Origin of the sequence: Paraburkholderia haematera (assembly GCF_905220975.1) — a bacterium.
GTDB lineage: Bacteria > Pseudomonadota > Gammaproteobacteria > Burkholderiales > Burkholderiaceae > Paraburkholderia > Paraburkholderia haematera.
The window spans coordinates 18,254-36,984 of the sequence record NZ_CAJNBK010000002.1 but is presented as its reverse complement, the minus strand read 5'-3'; the positions used below and the strand labels follow the sequence as shown (position 1 = coordinate 36,984).

The window sequence follows — 18,731 nt, the reverse complement described above, 5'->3', positions numbered from 1 at the left end:
TCCGCCCTTACTTATTCGAAAAGATCGTGCGCGCGAGGATGTTCAATCCCAGCACCGCGAGCGTGATCAGGAAGACACCGGCCCACGCAAGCGATTGCCATTGCGCAAACGGGCTCATCGCGAACTTGTAGATCGTGACCGGCAGGTTCGCGACCGGCTGGTCCATGTTCAGCGAGAAGAACTGGTTAGACAGCGCGGTGAACAGCAGCGGCGCGGTTTCACCCGCAATACGCGCGACACCGAGCAGCACACCCGTGACGATACCGGCGATCGACGCTTTCAGCGTGATCGACAGCACCATCTTCCACTTCGGCGTGCCGAGCGCGAAAGCGGCTTCACGCAGCGCATTCGGCACCAGCTTCAGCATGTTTTCCGTAGTACGGATCACGATCGGAATCTGCAGCAGCGCGAGCGCGAACACGCCCGCCCAACCGCTGAAGTGGCCCATCTTCGCGACGACCAGCGCGTAGACGAACAGACCCACCACGATCGACGGCGCCGACAGCAGAATGTCGTTGATGAAACGCGTGACGCTCGCAAGCCAGCCCTTCTGACCGTACTCGGCGAGATAGACGCCCGCCAGAATGCCGATCGGCGTGCCGACGAAAGTCGCGAGCACAACCAGCATCAGACTGCCGACGATCGCGTTGGCGAGACCGCCGCCATCGGTGTTCGGCGGCGGCGTGGATTGCGTGAACAATTCGATCGACAGGCCGCCAATGCCGAGGCGTAGCGTCGTATAAAGAATCCACACGAGCCACAGCAGGCCGAACGCCATGGCCGCGAGCGACATGGTCAACGCAATCGCATTCTTGGTGCGGCGGCGGCCTTGCAGACGCACGCGCATTGCCTCGAGCGCGACTTCGTCGTTCGAACCCGGCATATTCAAGGTGGGCTGGCTCATTTCGCGCCCTCCCCTTTTTCGAGGCGAAGCAGCATGAACTTCGAGATCGCCAGCACGATGAAAGTAATCACAAACAGGATCAAGCCGAGTTCCATCAGCGCCGACGTATGCAGACCAGGATCCGCTTCCGCGAACTCATTGGCGAGCGCCGAGGTAATGCTGTTACCAGGCGAAAACAGCGACACGTTGTCGAGCAGATTGGTGTTGCCGATCACGAAAGTCACCGCCATCGTCTCGCCGAGTGCGCGGCCGAGGCCGAGCATCACGCCACCGATCACGCCGCTCTTGGTGAAGGGCAGCACGATCTTCCACATCACTTCCCAGGTCGTGCAGCCGATGCCGTACGCCGATTCCTTCAGCAGGACCGGCGTGACTTCGAACACGTCGCGCATCACCGAGGCGATGTACGGAATGATCATGATCGCGAGAATCACACCTGCGCACAGGATACCGATGCCGATCGGCGCCCCCTGAAACAGTGCGCCGACGAACGGGATGCCGCCCAGCACGGCGCCAAGCGGCTTTTCGAACCACTGCGCGAAGATCGGCGCGAACACCAGCAGGCCCCACATGCCGTAGACGATCGACGGGATCGCGGCGAGCAGTTCGATGGCCACGCCAAGCGGGCGACGCAGCCACGCGGGCGAGAGTTCGGTCAGGAAAAGCGCGATGCCGAAGCTGACGGGCACCGCGATGATGAGTGCAATGAGCGAGGTCGCGATCGTGCCGTAGATAGGCACCAGTGCGCCAAATTGCTTGCTAGGGGGATCCCAGTCGGAGGTCCACAGAAATGCGAGGCCGAACTGTTTGATCGACGGCAGGGAGGCGACGATCAGTGAAACGATGATACCGCCGAGCAGCAACAGGGTGATGATGGCGGCGAGACGGGCAAGGCCGCCGAAAATGACGTCGCCGGCGCGACTGGGCGCTTTCTGCTGCGACGTGCTGCCGGGCGGCGTCGATCTCGCCGCGCCAGACGCTATTTGGATATCGGACATGGGAGCCTGATTGACCTGTTTCCAGTTGCCGTACGACACTTGTCGCGCGGCGGGTAATGCTGGCGTAATGTCGCCGGGGTAATGCCATTGGCCGTCCTCGAATGAGGACGGCCAATGTCTTGCTGGATGCTTTACGGCAACGCTTACTCAGCGATCGGCTTGCCTGCAGCGTCCTTAACCTGCGCCTTCCACTTCGTGCGGATTTGCGCCGTTACCGAGTCCGGCAACGAAATGTAGTCCAGATCGTTTGCAGCCTGGGTGCCATTCTTGAACGCCCAGTCGAAGAACTTCAGCGTTTCCGTGCCTTGCGCCGGCTTGTCCTGCGCCGTGTGCAGCAGCACGAAGGTTGCGCCGACGACCGGCCATGCGTCCTTGCCCGGCTCGTTCGTCAGGATCTGATAGAACGACTTCGACCAGTCAGCACCAGCCGCCGCTGCCTTGAACGTTTCCGTCTTCGGCTCGACCACAGCGCCCGTCGAGTTCTTCAGGGAGACGTACGTCATGTGGTTCTGCTTCGCGTACGCCCATTCCACGTAACCGATTGCGCCCGGCAGACGTTGAACGAAAGCTGCGACGCCGTCGTTGCCCTTGCCGCCCGTGCCCGTCGGCCAGCTGACCGTTGCGCCTTCACCGACCTTCGCCTTCCAGTCTGCGTTGACCTTCGACAGGTAGTTCGTCCAGATGAACGTCGTGCCCGAACCATCAGCGCGGCGAACCACGGCGATGTCGGTATCCGGCAGCTTGATCTTCGGGTTCAACGCGACGATTGCCGGATCATTCCACTTCTTGATCTTGCCCAGGTAGATGTCGCCGAGCACTTCGCCCGACAATACCAGTTCACCAGCCTTCACGCCCGGCACGTTGATAGCCGGGACCACGCCACCAACAACCGTCGGGAACTGGAACAGCCCTGCCTTCGCGAGTTCGTCGTCCTTCAGCGGAGCGTCCGAACCGGCGAAATCGACAGTCTTCGCTTCGATCTGCTTGATACCGCCCGACGAGCCGATACCCTGGTAGTTGACCTTGCCGCCGCCCGTCTTCTGGTAGGCGTCAGCCCACTTCGTGTAGATCGGTGCTGCGAAGGTGCTGCCCGCGCCGGTGATGTCTGCGGCTTGCGCTGCGATCGCGAAAAGCGCGCCAGCGACGCCAGCGAACACGGTTTGCATCAATTTCATGAGACCTCCAAGGGTGTGAGCGGTGTGAGCGAATAACATGAACACCGCGAAGCTTAGGGTCTCTTTGTGACAGTAACGTGACTAACCGTGAAACGGATGTGACAGTAGGATTACTGACATGAAAGGCGCTCGCGCGGACGAATTGCCGGCTTGGCGGAGTTTCAGACGTCGTCTTACAGATTAGGCGAAAAAGATGGGGCGCGAACGTTTGCGTGTGCGCACGGGGATGATTTTGGGTACGCCTGGCTTGCTGCAAGTGTCGTACTGGCAGTCCAACGCAGTGTAGAAAAAGGCCGGATGACGGCGGGACGGTTGATTCAGAGCCGTCCCGCCATCATCAGCCTGTGCAATGCATCAATGCATCTAGGCAGTAGCCAGCTTTACGGCGTCGGAGATCGTTTCGGCATGGTGAACCGCGTCGTTGACATTTTCCGCTTCCACCATCACGCGCAGAACGGGCTCGGTGCCCGAAGCGCGAATCAGCACCCGGCCGCGACCGTTTAGCGCTTCTTCAGCTTTGCTGATGGCGCGGCGGATCGCGTCACTGCCCTTCCAGTCCGCCCCGGGCTGCATCCGCACATTGATCAACTTCTGCGGAAACAGCGTGACGCCGTGGAGCAATTCGGCGAGCGTTTTGTCGCTGCGCTTCATCGCGGCCAGCACCAGCAGGGCCGACACGATGCCGTCGCCGGTCGAATGGCGGTCAAGGGAGAGAATATGTCCGGAGCCTTCTGCGCCCAGTTGCCAGCCGTGCTCACGTAGCTGCTCGAGCACGTAACGGTCGCCCACCGCCGCGCGGACGAATTTCACGCCGGCTTTCTGCAGTGCGACTTCGACCGCCATGTTGGTCATCAAGGTGCCGACCGCACCTTCCACTTTGCCGTCGGTCGCCATCCGGTCCTTGACCAGCACGTACAGCAACTCGTCGCCGTTATACAGGCGGCCTGCCGCGTCCACGACCTGCAGCCGGTCGGCATCGCCGTCGAGTGCGATGCCGAGGTCCGCGTGGTTCGCGCGCACCGCCCGCACTAGTGCGTCCGGAGCGGTTGCGCCGACGCCGTCATTGATGTTGAAACCGTTCGGCGCGACGCCGATAGGAATCACATCGGCGCCGAGTTCGTGGAACACGTGCGGCGCAACGTCGTACGCAGCGCCGTGAGCGCAGTCGACCACCAGCTTCAGTCCGCGCAAATCGAACGCCGCGGGGAAGGTGCTCTTGCAAAATTCGATGTAGCGGCCGGCTGCGTCGTCAAGGCGCCGCGCCTTACCGAGTTGCTCGGAGGCGGCGCATGCGAGCGGCAGATCGAGTTGTTCTTCGATCTGCAATTCCACTTCGTCGGGCAGCTTGTTGCCGTCGGCGGAAAAGAATTTGATGCCGTTGTCGTAGTACGGGTTGTGCGACGCACTGATCACAACGCCTGCGGCGAGCCGCAGTGCGCGCGTCAGATAGGCGATCCCCGGGGTCGGCATCGGCCCGGCCAGCATAACGTCGACGCCGGCCGCGGAAAAGCCCGCTTCAAGCGCGGCTTCGAGCATGTAGCCTGAAACCCGTGTGTCTTTACCGATCAGCACCGTGGGCCGTGTGCCCGTTCTGGCCCAGCGGTCCGCGCCCGCGAGCACTTTGCCGGCGGCGTAGCCGAGCCGCAATACAAACTCCGGCGTAATGGGGCCTTCGCCGACCTTGCCCCGAATCCCGTCTGTACCGAAATATTGACGTGCCATCTTTTATGTTCCTCCTTGGCTTTTGGGGTCAGCCCCGCGCGCGGCTGTGGTTCGCCGCGTCGCGCATGGTTGCCCAAACTTTTAATGCATCTACGGTTTGCGCGACATCGTGCACGCGCAAAATGGCCGCGCCGCGCTCGGCGGCACACACCGCGGCGGCAAGGCTGCCTGCGACGCGCTCCGGCGCCGGGCGCCCGACGACCGCGCCGACCATCGACTTGCGCGACATGCCGGCGAGAATGGGGTACGGCGGCTCGGCCCGCGGCGCCGTGTCTGGCAGGTGTGCAAGCAGTGCGTAATTGTCTTCGACCACCGCCTTGCCGAATCCAAAGCCCGGATCCACGCTGATGCGCGCACGGGCAATGCCCGCCTGCTTCAGGGTCGCCACCCGTTCTTCGAGAAACTGCCGAACCTCGCTCACCACGTCTTTATAGTCGGGCTCGAGAAGTTGCATGGTCTGCGGCTCGCCGAACATATGCATCACGCACAAACCGCATTCGCTGCCGCGCACGGCATCGATCGCACCGGGCATCCGGAAGCCCCAGATGTCGTTGACCAGGTCGGCGCCCGCGGCCAGCGCTCGGCGCATCACTTCAGGCTTGTACGTATCGATGGACAGCGGCACATTCGCGCCGTGCAGTAGTTCGATCAGCGGGATCACCCGCTCCAGTTCTTCGTCGAGCGGCACTGGCGGCGCACCCGGGCGGGTCGACTCGCCGCCGATGTCGATGATGTCCGCGCCGTCGAGCAGCATGCGCTCGGCCTGACGCAAGGCATCGCCGCGCATCGCGTACTGGCCGCCATCGGAAAAAGAATCGGGCGTGACGTTCAGGATGCCCATGACCAACGGGCGTTCAAAAGTCAGCTTGAAGCGGCCGCATTGCAGCGGTTCAGGGATCGGAAAAGAAGGAAATTCGACTTTCGACACGTAGCGGTTAATCAAGTAAAACGAATAAATGCAAAACGGGCCGGTGTGAAACACACCGGCCCGCACTTTCTAATGATCGCCTATCAGGCCGGCGCGGTCGCGTTGCCCGGCTTGACCTCGGTGCCCGGGCTACCACCCGACGAGGCGTCACCAACCGACGGCGGCGAGCTCTTCGGCGAGCGCGGCGGACGGCCTGCCATGATGTCGTTGATCTGATCGGCGTCGATCGTTTCCCACTCCATCAGCGCGGCGGTCATCGCTTCAACCTTGTCGCGGTTTTCGTCCAGCAGGCGCTTCGCGAGGTTGTACTGCTCGTCCAGCACGCGGCGGATTTCCGCGTCGACCTTTTGCTGCGTCGCTTCCGAAATGGTCCGCGTGAAGCCACGGCCAAACGGCGTTGCATCGTTTTCGTCGTCGACGTAGACCATCGGTCCGAGGGCGTCCGTCATACCGAAGCGAGCCACCATGGCGCGGGCCGTAGCCGTTGCCTTGTTGAAGTCGTCTGATGCGCCGGTGCTGATCAGGTTCAGGAACAACTCTTCCGCGACACGGCCACCGAACAGGATCGCGAGGCGATCCAGCAGGTAGTCCTTCGAATACGTTTCGTTGTCATGTTCCGGCAACTGCCACGTCACACCCAGCGCACGGCCGCGCGGAATGATCGTGACCTTGTGCACCGGATCAGCCTTCGGCAACAGCTTGGCAATCACCGCATGGCCCGACTCGTGATACGCCGTCGCACGCTTCGATTCTTCGCGAATCACGGCCGACTTACGCTCCGGACCCATGAAGATCTTGTCTTTCGCGTCTTCGAAATCCGCCATCTCGACGATGCGCTTGCCGCGGCGAGCCGCGAACAAGGCTGCTTCGTTCACAAGGTTCGCCAGATCGGCGCCCGAGAAGCCCGGCGTGCCACGTGCGATCACCGCTGCGTCGACGTCGTTCGAAATCGGCACCTTGCGCAGGTGAACCTTCATGATGTGTTCGCGGCCGCGGATGTCCGGCAGACCAACGTACACCTGACGGTCGAAACGGCCCGGACGCAGCAGCGCCTTGTCCAGCACGTCCGAACGGTTCGTGGCAGCGATCACGATCACGCCCGAGTTCGCCTCGAAACCGTCCATCTCGACCAGCATCTGATTCAAGGTCTGTTCGCGTTCGTCGTTACCGCCGCCCATGCCGGCGCCACGATGGCGGCCGACCGCGTCGATTTCGTCGATGAACACGATACACGGCGCATGCTTCTTGGCCTGCTCGAACATGTCGCGCACACGCGCCGCGCCGACACCCACGAACATTTCCACGAAGTCCGAACCCGAGATGCTGAAGAACGGCACCTTCGCTTCACCGGCGATAGCACGCGCCAGCAACGTCTTACCGGTTCCCGGCGGGCCGACCAGCAGCACGCCGCGCGGAATGCGCCCACCCAGTTTCTGGAACTTCTGCGGATCGCGCAGGAAGTCGACCAGTTCGGAGACTTCTTCCTTGGCTTCGTCGCAACCAGCGACGTCGGTGAAATTGATTGCGTTGTTGTTTTCGTCGATCAGACGTGCACGGGATTTACCGAACGAGAACGCACCACCTTTCCCGCCCCCCTGCATCTGTCGCATCATGTAGAACCAGAACCCGATAATCAGGATCGTAGGTCCGAGGTAGTACAGCGCGGACACCAGCGCATTCGGTTCGTCATCAGCCTTGCCGCTCACCTGAACGCCATACTTCATCAGATCGCCGACCATCCAGATGTCGCCGGGCGACACGATCTGGTACTTCTGGCCGTCTGCTGGAGTGACCGTGAGGTTCCGCCCCTGAACGATGACAGTCTTGACCTTGCCGTTCTTTGCGTCGTCCATGAACTGCGAATAGGAAACGCCTTCCTGGACACGGGGCTTGTCGAACTGCTTGAACACCGTAAACAGCACCAGTGCGATAACCAGCCACACTGCTGCTTTCGAAAACATATTGTTGTTCAAAGCACCACTCCTTCACTTAGACGGGCGCCTACATTTTCCTTGCGGCACCACGAAAGCATTCTAATCCAGTCCGCAGACCCCTGCCATAAGGTTTCGCTACCACATAAATAGCGTAGCGGACCATCAGGGCGCCAATTTCCGGCGCCATGGGCACCTTATCGGCAGATGCGGAACCTTCCTGCAGCGAGCCTATGCGGGCCGCTTGAGATGCTTACCCAAAATAAATGTTTCTGACGACTTATCCCGCGAGGCTTTCGGCTTGCGGGCCGCCACCACCTTGAACTGGCGCTTGAACTTTTCGACAATCTGGCTATAACCGCTGCCATGAAAACATTTGACTAAAAGGGCGCCATCCGGCTTCAAGTGGTTTTGCGAGAATTCCATCGCGATATCGCACAGGTGCTCGATTCGCGCGGCATCCGCCACCGCCACTCCCGACAGGTTGGGCGCCATATCCGAAATTACAAGATCAACCTGGCGTTCCCCGACTAATTCTTCGAGTTGCTCGAGAACCGAGTCTTCGCGGAAGTCGCCCTGAATGAAATGGACGTCGGCGATCGGCTCCATCGGCAGCATGTCCAGCGCGATGATCGTGCCGTCGATGCCGCCCTCGCGCTCGGCGTCGCGCTGCGAGCCCTTGGCGAGCTTGTTACGGGCGTACTGGCTCCAGCTACCGGGCACCGAGCCGAGGTCGACGATCACCTGGCCTGGCCTGATGAGCTTGTCCTGCTCGTCGATTTCCTTCAGCTTGTAGGCTGCGCGGGCGCGATAGCCCTCCCGCTGCGCCATTTTGACGTACGGGTCGTTGATGTGATCGTGCAGCCACGCGGTGTTGAACTTGTTTTTTGCCATTAAAGGTGAACTCTTGCTGCGAAATGTGGCGCTTTAGGGGATAATACGCGGTTAATTCGCGCGGCCACCGCCAAAACTGGCAGTCATCCGCGATTCTGTTGTTCTGACGCGCCGCCCTGCGCTATTGGCCGAATCTCTCGGAAATGCAGGTGCCGCCATTTTAGTCGAGTCTCCCACTTTCCATGCCAGCCCTTAAAGTCTCTTCCGATCAACGCGCCGAATTGCGCTCCCAGGCACATGCGCTCAAACCGGTCGTGCTCGTCGGCGCCGAAGGCTTGACCGACGCTGTGCTGTCGGAGATCAAGGTCCACCTTGGCGCGCATCAACTGATCAAAATCCGCGTGTTCGGCGACGAACGCGAAGAACGCATCGCCATCTACGAAGAAATCTGCGACAAGCTGAGCGCCGCGCCGATCCAGCATATCGGCAAGCTGCTGGTGATCTGGAAGCCGGAAGCGGCAGCGCAACCGGCTGTCAAGGCCAAGCGCGGCGCCCTGCCGAGCGCCCGCGAAGCGGCAGTCGAAGCCAAACCGGGTAAAGGCCGCGCACCGCGCGTGGTCACCGTGGTGAAGCCCAGCGAAATCCCGATGCGCAAGCCGAAGGCAAAGGCGGTCGTGGTGCGCGGCAATGAACGTGTCACGCAAGGCGGCAACATCAAGCGCGCCAAGAAACGCCAGACCAGCGCGAAGCGCTCGCATCAGTCGTCGAAGTAAGCGAATGATGAGGGGTGCGGGCGGTGTCCGCACCTTGGCATGAACGGCTCAGGCCGACTGGCTAACCCAGCCGGGCTAATTCCGCCCAGACCCCATGCCGCTTGAGTTGAGCGACGGGGAAATCAGCTAGGGCAAGCCGTAGCAGCACCACTCAACTGGTTACCTTCCCCGCAGCACTGCGAGCGCCCTGCTCTGCCGTCACGACGCCGACGCTCGCCGGCAGCTTCCACACCAGCGCCACGCCCAGCAGGCTTTCGATCAGGTAAAACAGACTCGACACGCCGTGCAGGATACCGAAGCGCGTCGCATAAGCCGAATGTCCGACATCACTGCCCGCTTCCAGCGCGGCAATGCGCATGGCATTCATGAACGGCTGCAACGCAAAGTAACCCACCAGCACGCACACCAGCATACCGGCGATCAACCAGCGCAAACGACGATACGCGTCGCTGCCGCGACGAACCAGTACGTTCGCCAAACCCAGCAGCAAAATGCCGCACACCGCGCCCAGCACGCCCTCGATGCGAAACAGTTGCGCCGCCACGGCGCCCGCCGTCATGCGGTCGAGCGACGTGAACAGCACCGGCGCGACGGCATAGCCGATAGTCAACAGACTACCGACCCACACTACCGTCAACAGACGGAACAGTCGATGCGGCATCAAGGACACCGGCGCCGCCTTCAAACGTAGCTAACCGCGATGATTTCGTACTCGCGCACGCCGCCAGGAGCCTGCACCGATGCCACGTCGCCTTCCGACTTGCCGATCAACGCGCGCGCGATCGGCGAGCTGATCGAGATCAGACCGTGGTCGATGTCCGCTTCGTCGTCGCCGACGATCTGGTATTTGACCTTCGCACCCGAGTCGAGGTCTTCGAGTTCGAGCGTTGCGCCGAACACGACGCGGCCGTCCGCCTCCACCTTGGACGGGTCGATGACCTGCGCGCCGGCCAGTTTCGATTCGATTTCGGCAATACGGCCTTCGACGAAGCCCTGCTTTTCCTTCGCCGCGTCGTATTCCGCGTTTTCCGACAGATCGCCCTGGGCACGCGCTTCCGCGATCGAATTGATCACCGAGGGACGCTCAACCGATTTCAGGCGCTGCAATTCATCGCGCAACATTTCCGCGCCGCGCTTAGTCAATGGAACAGTGCTCATACACAACTCTATGCAAAAAACAGTCGTAAAAAAAATCACCGCGGTTAAGTGCATCCCGCAGAGGCTGACGTTCCGGGCAAAACCCGGGCCACAGCACCTGCGGAACGCCGCTTAACCGCGGCACTTACATCTTGGACAGGAAGTCGAAGCCTTAGTTTAGGCGAGCGTGGAGGCCTTGTAAATCATAGACTTCCAGGTTCTTCAAATAGCGCAAACCTTCAACCGCCGCCCGTGCGCCGGACATTGTCGTGTAGTACGTGACCTTGTTCGCCTGAGCGCTCATACGAATCGAGCGCGAATCGGCGATCGCCGCGCGCGTTTCGTCGACGGTCGTGAAGACCAGCGCGATTTCGCCGTTCTTGATCATGTCGACGATGTGCGGACGACCGTCCTTCACCTTGTTGACGACCTTGACCGGCACGCCGGCCGCTTCGATCGCGGCAGCCGTACCCTTGGTCGCGACGATCGGATAGCCGAGTTCGTGCAGCATGCGCGCGACTTCGACGGCCTTCGCCTTGTCGGCGTCCATCACGGTCAGCAGCACCGTGCCCGACTCCGGCAGACGCGAACCGGCCGCGAGTTGCGACTTGAACAGCGCCTCACCGAACGTCTGGCCCACGCCCATCACTTCACCGGTCGAACGCATTTCCGGTCCGAGCACCGGATCGACTGCCGGGAACTTGACGAACGGGAACACGGCTTCCTTCACGCTGAAGTACGGCGGATCGATTTCCTTCGTCACACCCTGGTCAGCGAGCTTCTGGCCGACCATCGCGCGCGCTGCGATCTTCGCGAGCGGCAGGCTGGTCGCCTTCGACACGTACGGCACCGTACGCGATGCACGCGGGTTCACTTCCAGCACGTAGATGACGTCTTCCTTCGAACCATCTGCCTGTGGCACTTGCTGGATCGCGAACTGCACGTTCATCAGGCCGATCACGTTCAGCGCCTTCGCCATTGCGCCGGTCTGGCGCTTCAACTCAGCAATGGTTTCCTTCGACAGCGAGTACGGCGGCAGCGAGCAAGCCGAGTCGCCCGAGTGGACACCCGCCTGTTCGATGTGCTCCATCACGCCGCCGATGAACACGGCTTCGCCGTCGGAGATGCAATCCACGTCGCACTCGATCGCGTCGTTGAGGAAGCGGTCGAGCAGCACCGGCGAATCGTTCGACACCTTCACGGCCTCGCGCATGTAGCGCTCGAGGTCGCGCGGCTCGTGGACGATTTCCATGGCGCGGCCGCCAAGCACGTACGACGGACGCACCACCAGCGGATAGCCGATTTCCTCGGCGAGCTTCAGCGCTTCATCTTCAGCACGCGCGGTACGGTTCGGAGGTTGACGCAGGCCGAGGTCCTGCAGCAGCTTCTGGAAACGCTCGCGGTCTTCAGCGGCGTCGATCATGTCCGGCGACGTGCCGACGATCGGCACACCGTTCGCTTCGAGATCGAGCGCAAGCTTCAGCGGCGTTTGACCGCCGTACTGAACGATCACGCCGACCGGCTTTTCCTTGTCGACGATTTCGAGCACGTCTTCGAGTGTCAGCGATTCGAAGTACAGACGATCGGACGTGTCGTAGTCGGTCGAAACGGTTTCAGGGTTGCAGTTGACCATGATCGTTTCGTAGCCGTCTTCGCGCATGGCGAGCGCGGCGTGCACGCAGCAGTAGTCGAACTCGATACCCTGGCCGATCCGGTTCGGGCCGCCGCCCAGCACCATGATCTTCTTGTTGTTGGTCGGGTTCGCTTCGCACTCTTCCTCGTAGGTCGAGTACATGTAGGCGGTTTTCGTGGCGAACTCGGCCGCGCACGTGTCGACGCGCTTGTAGACCGGGCGCACGTTTAGCTCGATACGACGCTGGCGCACTTCCGCCGGCTTCGCGCCGAGCAGCTTCGCCAGACGACGGTCCGAGAAGCCGCTTTGCTTCACGTACTTGAGTTCTTCCTTCGACAGGCTTGCCAGCGTGCGGCCTGCCAGCGCCTTTTCCTTCAGGATGATCTGTTCGATCTGCGCGAGGAACCACGGATCAATCGAGGTTTCTTCGAAGATCTCTTCGGCCGTCATGCCGATACGGAACGCGTCACCGACATACCAGATGCGGTCCGGACCGGCTTCGCCGATCTCGCGGATGATCTCGTCGCGATTGGTGGTCTTGTCGTCCAGACCGTCCACGCCCACTTCCAGACCGCGCAGCGCCTTCTGGAACGATTCCTGGAAGGTGCGGCCAATGGCCATCACTTCGCCGACCGACTTCATCTGCGTGGTCAGGCGTGCATCGGCTTCGCGGAATTTCTCGAACGCGAAACGCGGAATCTTGGTGACGACGTAGTCGATCGTCGGTTCGAACGATGCCGGGGTCTGGCCACCGGTGATTTCGTTCTTCAGTTCATCGAGCGAATAGCCGACCGCGAGCTTCGCCGCGATCTTGGCGATCGGGAAGCCCGTGGCTTTCGACGCCAATGCCGACGAGCGCGACACGCGCGGATTCATTTCGATCACGACCATGCGGCCGTCTTTTGGATTGATCGAGAACTGCACGTTCGATCCGCCCGTATCCACGCCGATTTCACGCAGCACGGCGAGCGACGCGTTACGCAAGATCTGATATTCCTTGTCCGTGAGCGTTTGCGCCGGCGCGACGGTAATCGAGTCGCCGGTGTGGATGCCCATCGGGTCCAGGTTTTCGATCGAGCAAACGATGATGCAGTTGTCCTTTTTGTCGCGGACCACTTCCATCTCGTACTCTTTCCAGCCGAGCAGCGACTCTTCGATCAACAGTTCGCGCGTAGGTGACAGGTCCAGACCGCGCTTGCAGATCTCTTCGAATTCGTCACGGTTGTACGCGATACCGCCACCGGATCCGCCCAACGTGAACGACGGACGAATCACGACCGGATAACCGCCGCTACCCGTTTGCACAGCGATGTCGGCCTGCACCTGCAGCGCTTCTTCCATGGAATGCGCGGTGCCTGACTTGGCCGAACCGAGGCCGATCTTGGTCATCGCGTCTTTGAACTTCTGGCGGTCTTCCGCCTTGTCGATCGCTTCCGGCGAGGCGCCGATCAGCTCGACCTTGTACTTGTCCAGCACGCCGTGCGCGTGGAGATCGAGCGCGCAGTTCAGCGCGGTCTGGCCACCCATCGTCGGCAGGATCGCGTCCGGGCGCTCCTTGGCGATGATGCGCTCCACCACTTCCCACGTGATCGGCTCGATATAGGTCACGTCGGCCGTGTTCGGGTCGGTCATGATCGTCGCCGGATTGCTGTTGACGAGAATGACCTTGTAGCCTTCCTCACGCAGCGCCTTGCATGCCTGCGCGCCCGAGTAGTCGAACTCGCACGCCTGGCCGATGATGATCGGACCCGCGCCGATGATGAGGATGCTCTTGATGTCTGTCCGCTTGGGCATAACGCTCTCGCTAATGTATTCCTGAATTCTTTCCGTCGGCGCGCGTCGTTGCTACGCTGCGCGCGCTCTGCTCTGTGTTTTGCGGCTCGCGTTGCTTCGCACCGAGGGCGCCGATCGCATTGCGAACCGCGCGCCGCGAAGGCGCGTCACAAGCTATTTATGCCGCTGCGCTCTTGCCGGCCTTCTTCGTGTCCATCAACGCCGTGAAGCGGTCGAACAGATAGGCGATGTCGTGCGGACCGGGCGACGCTTCCGGGTGGCCCTGGAAGCAGAACGCCGGCTTGTCGGTCAGCGCGAAACCTTGCAGCGTGCCGTCGAACAGCGAGATGTGCGTGGCCTTGGCGTTGGCCGGCAGCGTGTCGGCGTCGACCGCGAAACCGTGGTTCTGCGACGTGATGACCACACGGCCGTCGTCCAGATCCTTCACCGGATGGTTCGCGCCGTGATGACCCGTCTTCATCTTCATGGTCTTGGCGCCGACGGCGAGGCCCATGATCTGATGGCCGAGGCAGATGCCGAAGGTCGGAATGCCACGCTCGATCAACTCTTTGGTGGCAGCAATCGCGTAGTCGCACGGCTCCGGATCGCCGGGGCCGTTCGACAGGAAGATGCCGTCCGGGTTGAGCGCGAGCGCGTCAGCCGCGGAGGCTTGCGCCGGCAGCACAGTGACGTGGCAGCCGCGCTCAGCCAGCATGCGCAGGATGTTGTACTTGACGCCGTAATCGAAGGCGACCACGCGGTACTTCGGCGCGTTCTGCGTACCGTAGCCGGAACCTAGGCGCCATTCGGTCTGGGTCCATTCGTAGGTTTCCTTCGTCGACACGACCTTCGCGAGGTCCATGCCCGACAGACCCGGGAACGAGCGCGCGAGTTCGATTGCCTTCGCTTCGTCATCCGAACCAGCCAGAATGGCGCCGTTCTGCGCGCCCTTGTCGCGCAGAACGCGCGTCAGCATACGGGTGTCGAGACCGGCAATGGCAACCACGCCTTCGTCTTTCAGGTATTGCGGGAGCGTGCGCTCCATGCGGAAGTTCGACGCGAGAACCGGCAGATCACGGATGATCAGGCCGGCGGCATGGACTTTCGTGGCTTCGACGTCTTCGGCATTCACGCCGACGTTACCGATGTGCGGATACGTGAGGGTCACGATCTGGCGCGCATAGCTCGGGTCGGTCAGGATTTCCTGATAGCCGGTGATAGCGGTGTTGAACACGACTTCGCCGATCGTATGCCCGGGGGCGCCGATCGAGTAACCACGAAAGACCGTGCCGTCGGCGAGCGCGAGCAGAGCGGGAGAAAATGACGGCAACACGGGAGACTCCTTGGGGAACACCCTGTTGCCGACCTGTCTATCCGACTGCGAGCCGCAGCGAAACGCATCGGCAGGATGCGCGCGCAGACTCGCTCGCGTACTGCTGGTGACGTCGCAAGGGGCGCGATGGGTCCATTGTGTGGACGGATCGGCTGGGGTGCGGGGCGTCAAAAGCGCGCGGCGGATGAACGGTATGGGAGAGGTAGGCGCTAGGGTGCGGGTTGATAAGCTCAAACCTTGGAATTATAGCCCGAAACTACCCTTCCCTCCAAATCCGAGATGAGGAGCCGGCGTAACGGAGCCAGCGCCAAAACCCGTCTAAGCCTTGCTGCACATGACTCGGAAGCCGCTGGACCCATGTTGCGCGGGCCAGAATCGGGATAGGGTCGGTAAATGTGCCGCGATTCTGTCGCCCCTGCTTGCGAGCCTTAAACCTGCTGTCCGGCGCGCACATGCAGCGGCTGAAGCCGCGTGCGCCCGGGCAATACGTACCAGACCGCGCTCAGCACTTGCAACCCCACCAGAATGCCCCAGGCGGTCAGATGCGCAGCCGCCGGATAGTGTCCGCCACTGGCCGGCCAGCGCGACAACACGGCGCCAACGCCGACCTGGAAGCCGAAAATCAGCAAGAAAATGATCAGTGTCAGCGTGGTATTCACCCGGCCGATCATCTGCGCCGGGAAATGCCGCGCCATCACCGCATAACTGAGAATCCCGGTGCCGCCGAAAATGCCGTACGCCGCCCAAAGCAAGCTCGCAGGCAGCGGCACGCTGAACATGATCAGCAGTTGGGTGACCACGAACAGCGCCATGCCGACGCCGCAAAACACATAAAGCGAGACGCCGCGCCGCTCCAGGCTGCGTGCCGCCGCGCCGAAACCGACGCAACCGGCCATCATCGCGAAGCCGAGGATCGACACCAGGGCGGCCGCTTCACGCGGCTCGAAGCCCTGCACGTCGCGCAACCAGGCGCCGACCCACAGCGATTGCATCGCGTAGAACACGCCTTGCGTAAGAACCGAAAATGACGCGATTTTCCAGAATGCCGCGCTCTTCAGGATGTGCAACGTGCCTTTGAACTGGGCACCGATACTCGCCTGATGGTGGGTTTCCTTTGTATCCGGTACCAGCGCCCACTGCGCCACTGCCACGAGCACCGTCAGCAAACCCAGGCCGACACAGACAGGACGCCAGCTGGCGAAGCTCAGCACCCACGTGAGTGGCGAGCCAACCATCACACCGCCGAAACCGCCAATCGCCATCACCAGACCGTTCATCAGCGGCAGCCGCGCCGACGCGAAATGCTGCGCCAGCGCTTTGAAAGCGGCACCAAGACACACGGACACACCGACGCCGATCAACAGGCGCCCGACCATCATCATGCCAACGCTTTGCGCGGCGCCGAACACCCAGATTCCCAGCGCGGCAAATAGCAAAGTGACCGCCGTCACCCGCCGCGCACCGAAGTGGTCGAGCAACACGCCGGCCGGAATCTGCGCGCCCGCGAAGCCAAGAAAATACAGACTGGTGAGCAAACCGAGATCCGTGGCCGACAGGCCGAGATCGCGCGTGATGAACGGGGCAAAGCCAAGATTGACGCCGCGAAACACGTAAGAAACGAAGTAACCGGCTGAAAACAGGAGAAAAACGCGCAACTGGGTCGACGACATGAGCTTTGAGATGAGCGGCCGACTTTGGCCTAAGCACGAAAGATAAATGAAACGCGCGAACTTCGCCTGAATTGATCTGCAGAATGAAAAACGCCGTCACCAGAGGTGACGGCGTCGGAATAACACGGTGGGTGATCGGAGCGCAATTCATGCGCTGCCCCCGCAACGCATGTGGTCACTACCGTGGGAGCCGCTTTTTGGTCTACTTACCCTTCTTCGCGTTGGCCGCGGTTTTCTGGCGGCTATCTGCCGCGGCCTTCGACGCCTTGCTGGACGTGGAAGCCGACGCCTTCGTCACCTTGCCATTGCTGGCGCTGGACGTTGTCGACTTGCTGACTTTACTCACCGGCTCGGACACCTTTACCACGGCGGAGTGACCACGACCCTTCTTCTTATCGTAGCGCGAATCGCCCTTCGTGTCTGCGACGCGGGTACCGATCTTCTCGACGCCGCCGCCCTGCACGTCGGTCGCAATGCGCTCCGGACCCGGCTCGCTCGGCATCGACTTACCAACCGGCACGTGCAGCACGATCACCTGACCACGCGAAACCTGATCGCGATGCGTGCGATTCCATGCCTTCAACTGACCGATCGAGACGCCGTAACGCACCGCGATGGCGGCCATCGATTGATTGCGGCGCACGCGGATCAGCATCTTACGGGTATCGGGAACATCGGGCTCCATGGCCAGCACCGCGCTTTCGGCGACGTCGGCGCTGATGTCTTCGTCGTCGTCCGAGCCACGCGGCACCACGATCGTCGAGCCCGGCTTCAGGCGCATGCCGACCGGAATCTTGTTCACTTCCATCAGCGTGTCGGCGTCGACACCGATCTTTTGCGCGATCGCCGCCGGCGCGGCACGCTCGGTAACCGTGTACGTGGTCCACGACGACAGCGAACCGGAGTACGTCTTCAGATTGCGTTCGAACGCGCTCGCGTTGTCGAACGGCAGCAAAATTTGCGGCTGGGTGGCGCCGAGAATCACCGGCTTTCTGAACGACGGGTTCAGCGAGCGGAATTCATCCGGCGAGAGGTTCGCAAGTTTCGCCGCCGTGTCCACGTCGATATCGTGCGAGGTCGTGACCGTCACGAAATACGGGTGGTTCGGAATCGACGGCAGCGTGAGCCCGTACATCTGCGGGTTCATCACGATGTTCTTCACCGCCTGCAGCTTGGGCACGTAGTTGCGCGTCTCGTTCGGCATGCGCAGGCTGAGGTAGTCGGTAGGCAACCCCGCCGCTTCGTTGCGGGCGATCGCGCGCTGCACGTTGCCCTCGCCCCAGTTGTAGGCGGCAAGCGCCAGCTGCCAATCGCCGAACATGTCATGCAGACGCGACAGATAGTCGAGCGCGGCGCTGGTCGAGGCCAGCACGTCGCGGCGCTCGTCCTGCCACATGTTCTGCTTGAGGTTGTAGGTGCGGCCCGTGCCCGGCATGAACTGCCACATGCCGGCGGCCTTTGCCACCGACAGGGCCTGCGGGCTATACGCGGATTCGATGAACGGCAGCAAGGCGAGCTCGGTCGGCATATGGCGCGCTTCGAGCTCTTCAACGATGTGGTACAGATATTTCTGCGAACGCTCGGTCATGCGCTGCACGTAGTCCGGGCGCTGCGCATACCAGTTGACCTGCATATCGACGAGGTCGGTTTGCAGATCCGGCATTTGAAAACCACGGCGAATACGGCCCCAGAGATCGGCGTCCGCGCTCGTCAGTTGATTGACCGAGCCTTGGTCGACGTTGATCGTCTCTTTGGCGGTGGCTGTCTTGCGAAGGGCGTCGGCTACGGCTTGCTGACTGGCGGGGTTTGTTGCGGTGGTAGAGCTATTCGTCGCCGGTCCCTGACTCGCACAAGCGGCGAGTGTCAGGACCAACAACGCACTAAAGATAAATCGCATGAACGTCTCGGCTTCCACAAGGG

The 18,731-nt window shown here is 61.6% G+C and carries 14 protein-coding genes; 1 reads left to right on the top strand and 13 read right to left on the bottom strand.

Annotated features, from left to right (window positions below):
- Positions 1-7 precede the first annotated feature (7 nt).
- The 7 genes from pstA to KHO23_RS04605 all read right to left on the bottom strand — a co-directional run bounded on the left by pstA (position 8) and on the right by KHO23_RS04605 (position 8,552).
- The gene (gene pstA, locus KHO23_RS04635; protein ID WP_211609871.1) at positions 8-904 is read right to left on the bottom strand and encodes a phosphate ABC transporter permease PstA; all 897 of its coding nucleotides are present in this window, start codon (positions 902-904) and stop codon (positions 8-10) included.
- Positions 901-1,902 carry a phosphate ABC transporter permease PstC gene (pstC, locus tag KHO23_RS04630; protein WP_211609870.1) on the bottom strand — a complete coding sequence of 334 codons (1,002 nt, stop codon included), beginning with the start codon at positions 1,900-1,902 and terminating at the stop codon, positions 901-903. Before pstC ends, pstA begins: the two co-directional genes overlap by 4 nt.
- 143 nt (positions 1,903-2,045) lie before the next feature.
- Positions 2,046-3,077, bottom strand: a complete 1,032-nt coding sequence (pstS, locus tag KHO23_RS04625) for a phosphate ABC transporter substrate-binding protein PstS (RefSeq protein WP_211609869.1) — start codon at positions 3,075-3,077, stop codon at positions 2,046-2,048.
- Positions 3,078-3,440: 363 nt separating this feature from the next.
- Entirely contained in the window at positions 3,441-4,799 is a 1,359-nt protein-coding gene (gene glmM / locus KHO23_RS04620) for a phosphoglucosamine mutase (protein WP_211609868.1), read from the bottom strand.
- Between the two features lie 28 nt (positions 4,800-4,827).
- Entirely contained in the window at positions 4,828-5,727 is a 900-nt protein-coding gene (gene folP, locus KHO23_RS04615; RefSeq protein ID WP_211609867.1) for a dihydropteroate synthase, read from the bottom strand.
- An 83-nt stretch (positions 5,728-5,810) separates the two neighbouring features.
- Positions 5,811-7,700, bottom strand: coding sequence for an ATP-dependent zinc metalloprotease FtsH (gene ftsH, locus KHO23_RS04610; RefSeq protein ID WP_211609866.1), 1,890 nt, complete (start codon positions 7,698-7,700; stop codon positions 5,811-5,813).
- A 189-nt stretch (positions 7,701-7,889) separates the two neighbouring features.
- Positions 7,890-8,552 (bottom strand): RlmE family RNA methyltransferase, encoded by a 663-nt coding sequence (locus tag KHO23_RS04605; protein ID WP_054036258.1) that lies wholly within the window; start codon positions 8,550-8,552, stop codon positions 7,890-7,892.
- A gap of 182 nt (positions 8,553-8,734) precedes the next feature.
- Here KHO23_RS04605 and KHO23_RS04600 point away from each other — a divergent pair, with 182 nt between their 5' ends.
- Complete coding sequence (locus tag KHO23_RS04600) at positions 8,735-9,265, top strand: YhbY family RNA-binding protein (RefSeq protein ID WP_211609865.1); 531 nt, start codon at positions 8,735-8,737, stop codon at positions 9,263-9,265.
- A 151-nt stretch (positions 9,266-9,416) separates the two neighbouring features.
- On the opposite strand, the gene KHO23_RS04595 is transcribed toward KHO23_RS04600, so the two are convergent.
- The 6 genes from KHO23_RS04595 to KHO23_RS04570 all read right to left on the bottom strand — a co-directional run bounded on the left by KHO23_RS04595 (position 9,417) and on the right by KHO23_RS04570 (position 18,708).
- Positions 9,417-9,926, bottom strand: coding sequence for a DUF4149 domain-containing protein (locus KHO23_RS04595; RefSeq protein ID WP_097393398.1), 510 nt, complete (start codon positions 9,924-9,926; stop codon positions 9,417-9,419).
- Between the two features lie 20 nt (positions 9,927-9,946).
- Entirely contained in the window at positions 9,947-10,423 is a 477-nt protein-coding gene (gene greA, locus KHO23_RS04590) for a transcription elongation factor GreA (RefSeq protein ID WP_097389983.1), read from the bottom strand.
- A 151-nt stretch (positions 10,424-10,574) separates the two neighbouring features.
- Positions 10,575-13,829 carry a carbamoyl-phosphate synthase large subunit gene (carB, locus tag KHO23_RS04585; RefSeq protein WP_211609864.1) on the bottom strand — a complete coding sequence of 1,085 codons (3,255 nt, stop codon included), beginning with the start codon at positions 13,827-13,829 and terminating at the stop codon, positions 10,575-10,577.
- 157 nt (positions 13,830-13,986) lie between these two features.
- On the bottom strand, positions 13,987-15,141 hold the full coding sequence (gene carA, locus KHO23_RS04580) for a glutamine-hydrolyzing carbamoyl-phosphate synthase small subunit (RefSeq protein WP_211609863.1): 1,155 nt from the start codon (positions 15,139-15,141) through the stop codon (positions 13,987-13,989).
- 428 nt (positions 15,142-15,569) lie between these two features.
- Positions 15,570-16,811 (bottom strand): MFS transporter, encoded by a 1,242-nt coding sequence (locus KHO23_RS04575; RefSeq protein ID WP_211609862.1) that lies wholly within the window; start codon positions 16,809-16,811, stop codon positions 15,570-15,572.
- Positions 16,812-17,013: 202 nt separating this feature from the next.
- Positions 17,014-18,708, bottom strand: a complete 1,695-nt coding sequence (locus tag KHO23_RS04570; RefSeq protein ID WP_211609861.1) for a transglycosylase SLT domain-containing protein — start codon at positions 18,706-18,708, stop codon at positions 17,014-17,016.
- Positions 18,709-18,731: the final 23 nt, after the last annotated feature.

Excerpts from the sequence above, each read along its gene's own strand:
- pstA (WP_211609871.1), bottom strand. The coding sequence starts at position 904 with ATGAGCCAGCCCACCTTGAATATGCCGGGTTCGAACGACGAAGTCGCG.
- pstC (WP_211609870.1), bottom strand. The coding sequence starts at position 1,902 with ATGTCCGATATCCAAATAGCGTCTGGCGCGGCGAGATCGACGCCGCCC.
- pstS (WP_211609869.1), bottom strand. The coding sequence starts at position 3,077 with ATGAAATTGATGCAAACCGTGTTCGCTGGCGTCGCTGGCGCGCTTTTC.
- glmM (WP_211609868.1), bottom strand. The coding sequence starts at position 4,799 with ATGGCACGTCAATATTTCGGTACAGACGGGATTCGGGGCAAGGTCGGC.
- KHO23_RS04605 (WP_054036258.1), bottom strand. The coding sequence starts at position 8,552 with ATGGCAAAAAACAAGTTCAACACCGCGTGGCTGCACGATCACATCAAC.
- KHO23_RS04600 (WP_211609865.1), top strand. The coding sequence starts at position 8,735 with ATGCCAGCCCTTAAAGTCTCTTCCGATCAACGCGCCGAATTGCGCTCC.
- KHO23_RS04595 (WP_097393398.1), bottom strand. The coding sequence starts at position 9,926 with ATGCCGCATCGACTGTTCCGTCTGTTGACGGTAGTGTGGGTCGGTAGT.
- greA (WP_097389983.1), bottom strand. The coding sequence starts at position 10,423 with ATGAGCACTGTTCCATTGACTAAGCGCGGCGCGGAAATGTTGCGCGAT.
- carB (WP_211609864.1), bottom strand. The coding sequence starts at position 13,829 with ATGCCCAAGCGGACAGACATCAAGAGCATCCTCATCATCGGCGCGGGT.
- KHO23_RS04575 (WP_211609862.1), bottom strand. The coding sequence starts at position 16,811 with ATGTCGTCGACCCAGTTGCGCGTTTTTCTCCTGTTTTCAGCCGGTTAC.
- KHO23_RS04570 (WP_211609861.1), bottom strand. The coding sequence starts at position 18,708 with ATGCGATTTATCTTTAGTGCGTTGTTGGTCCTGACACTCGCCGCTTGT.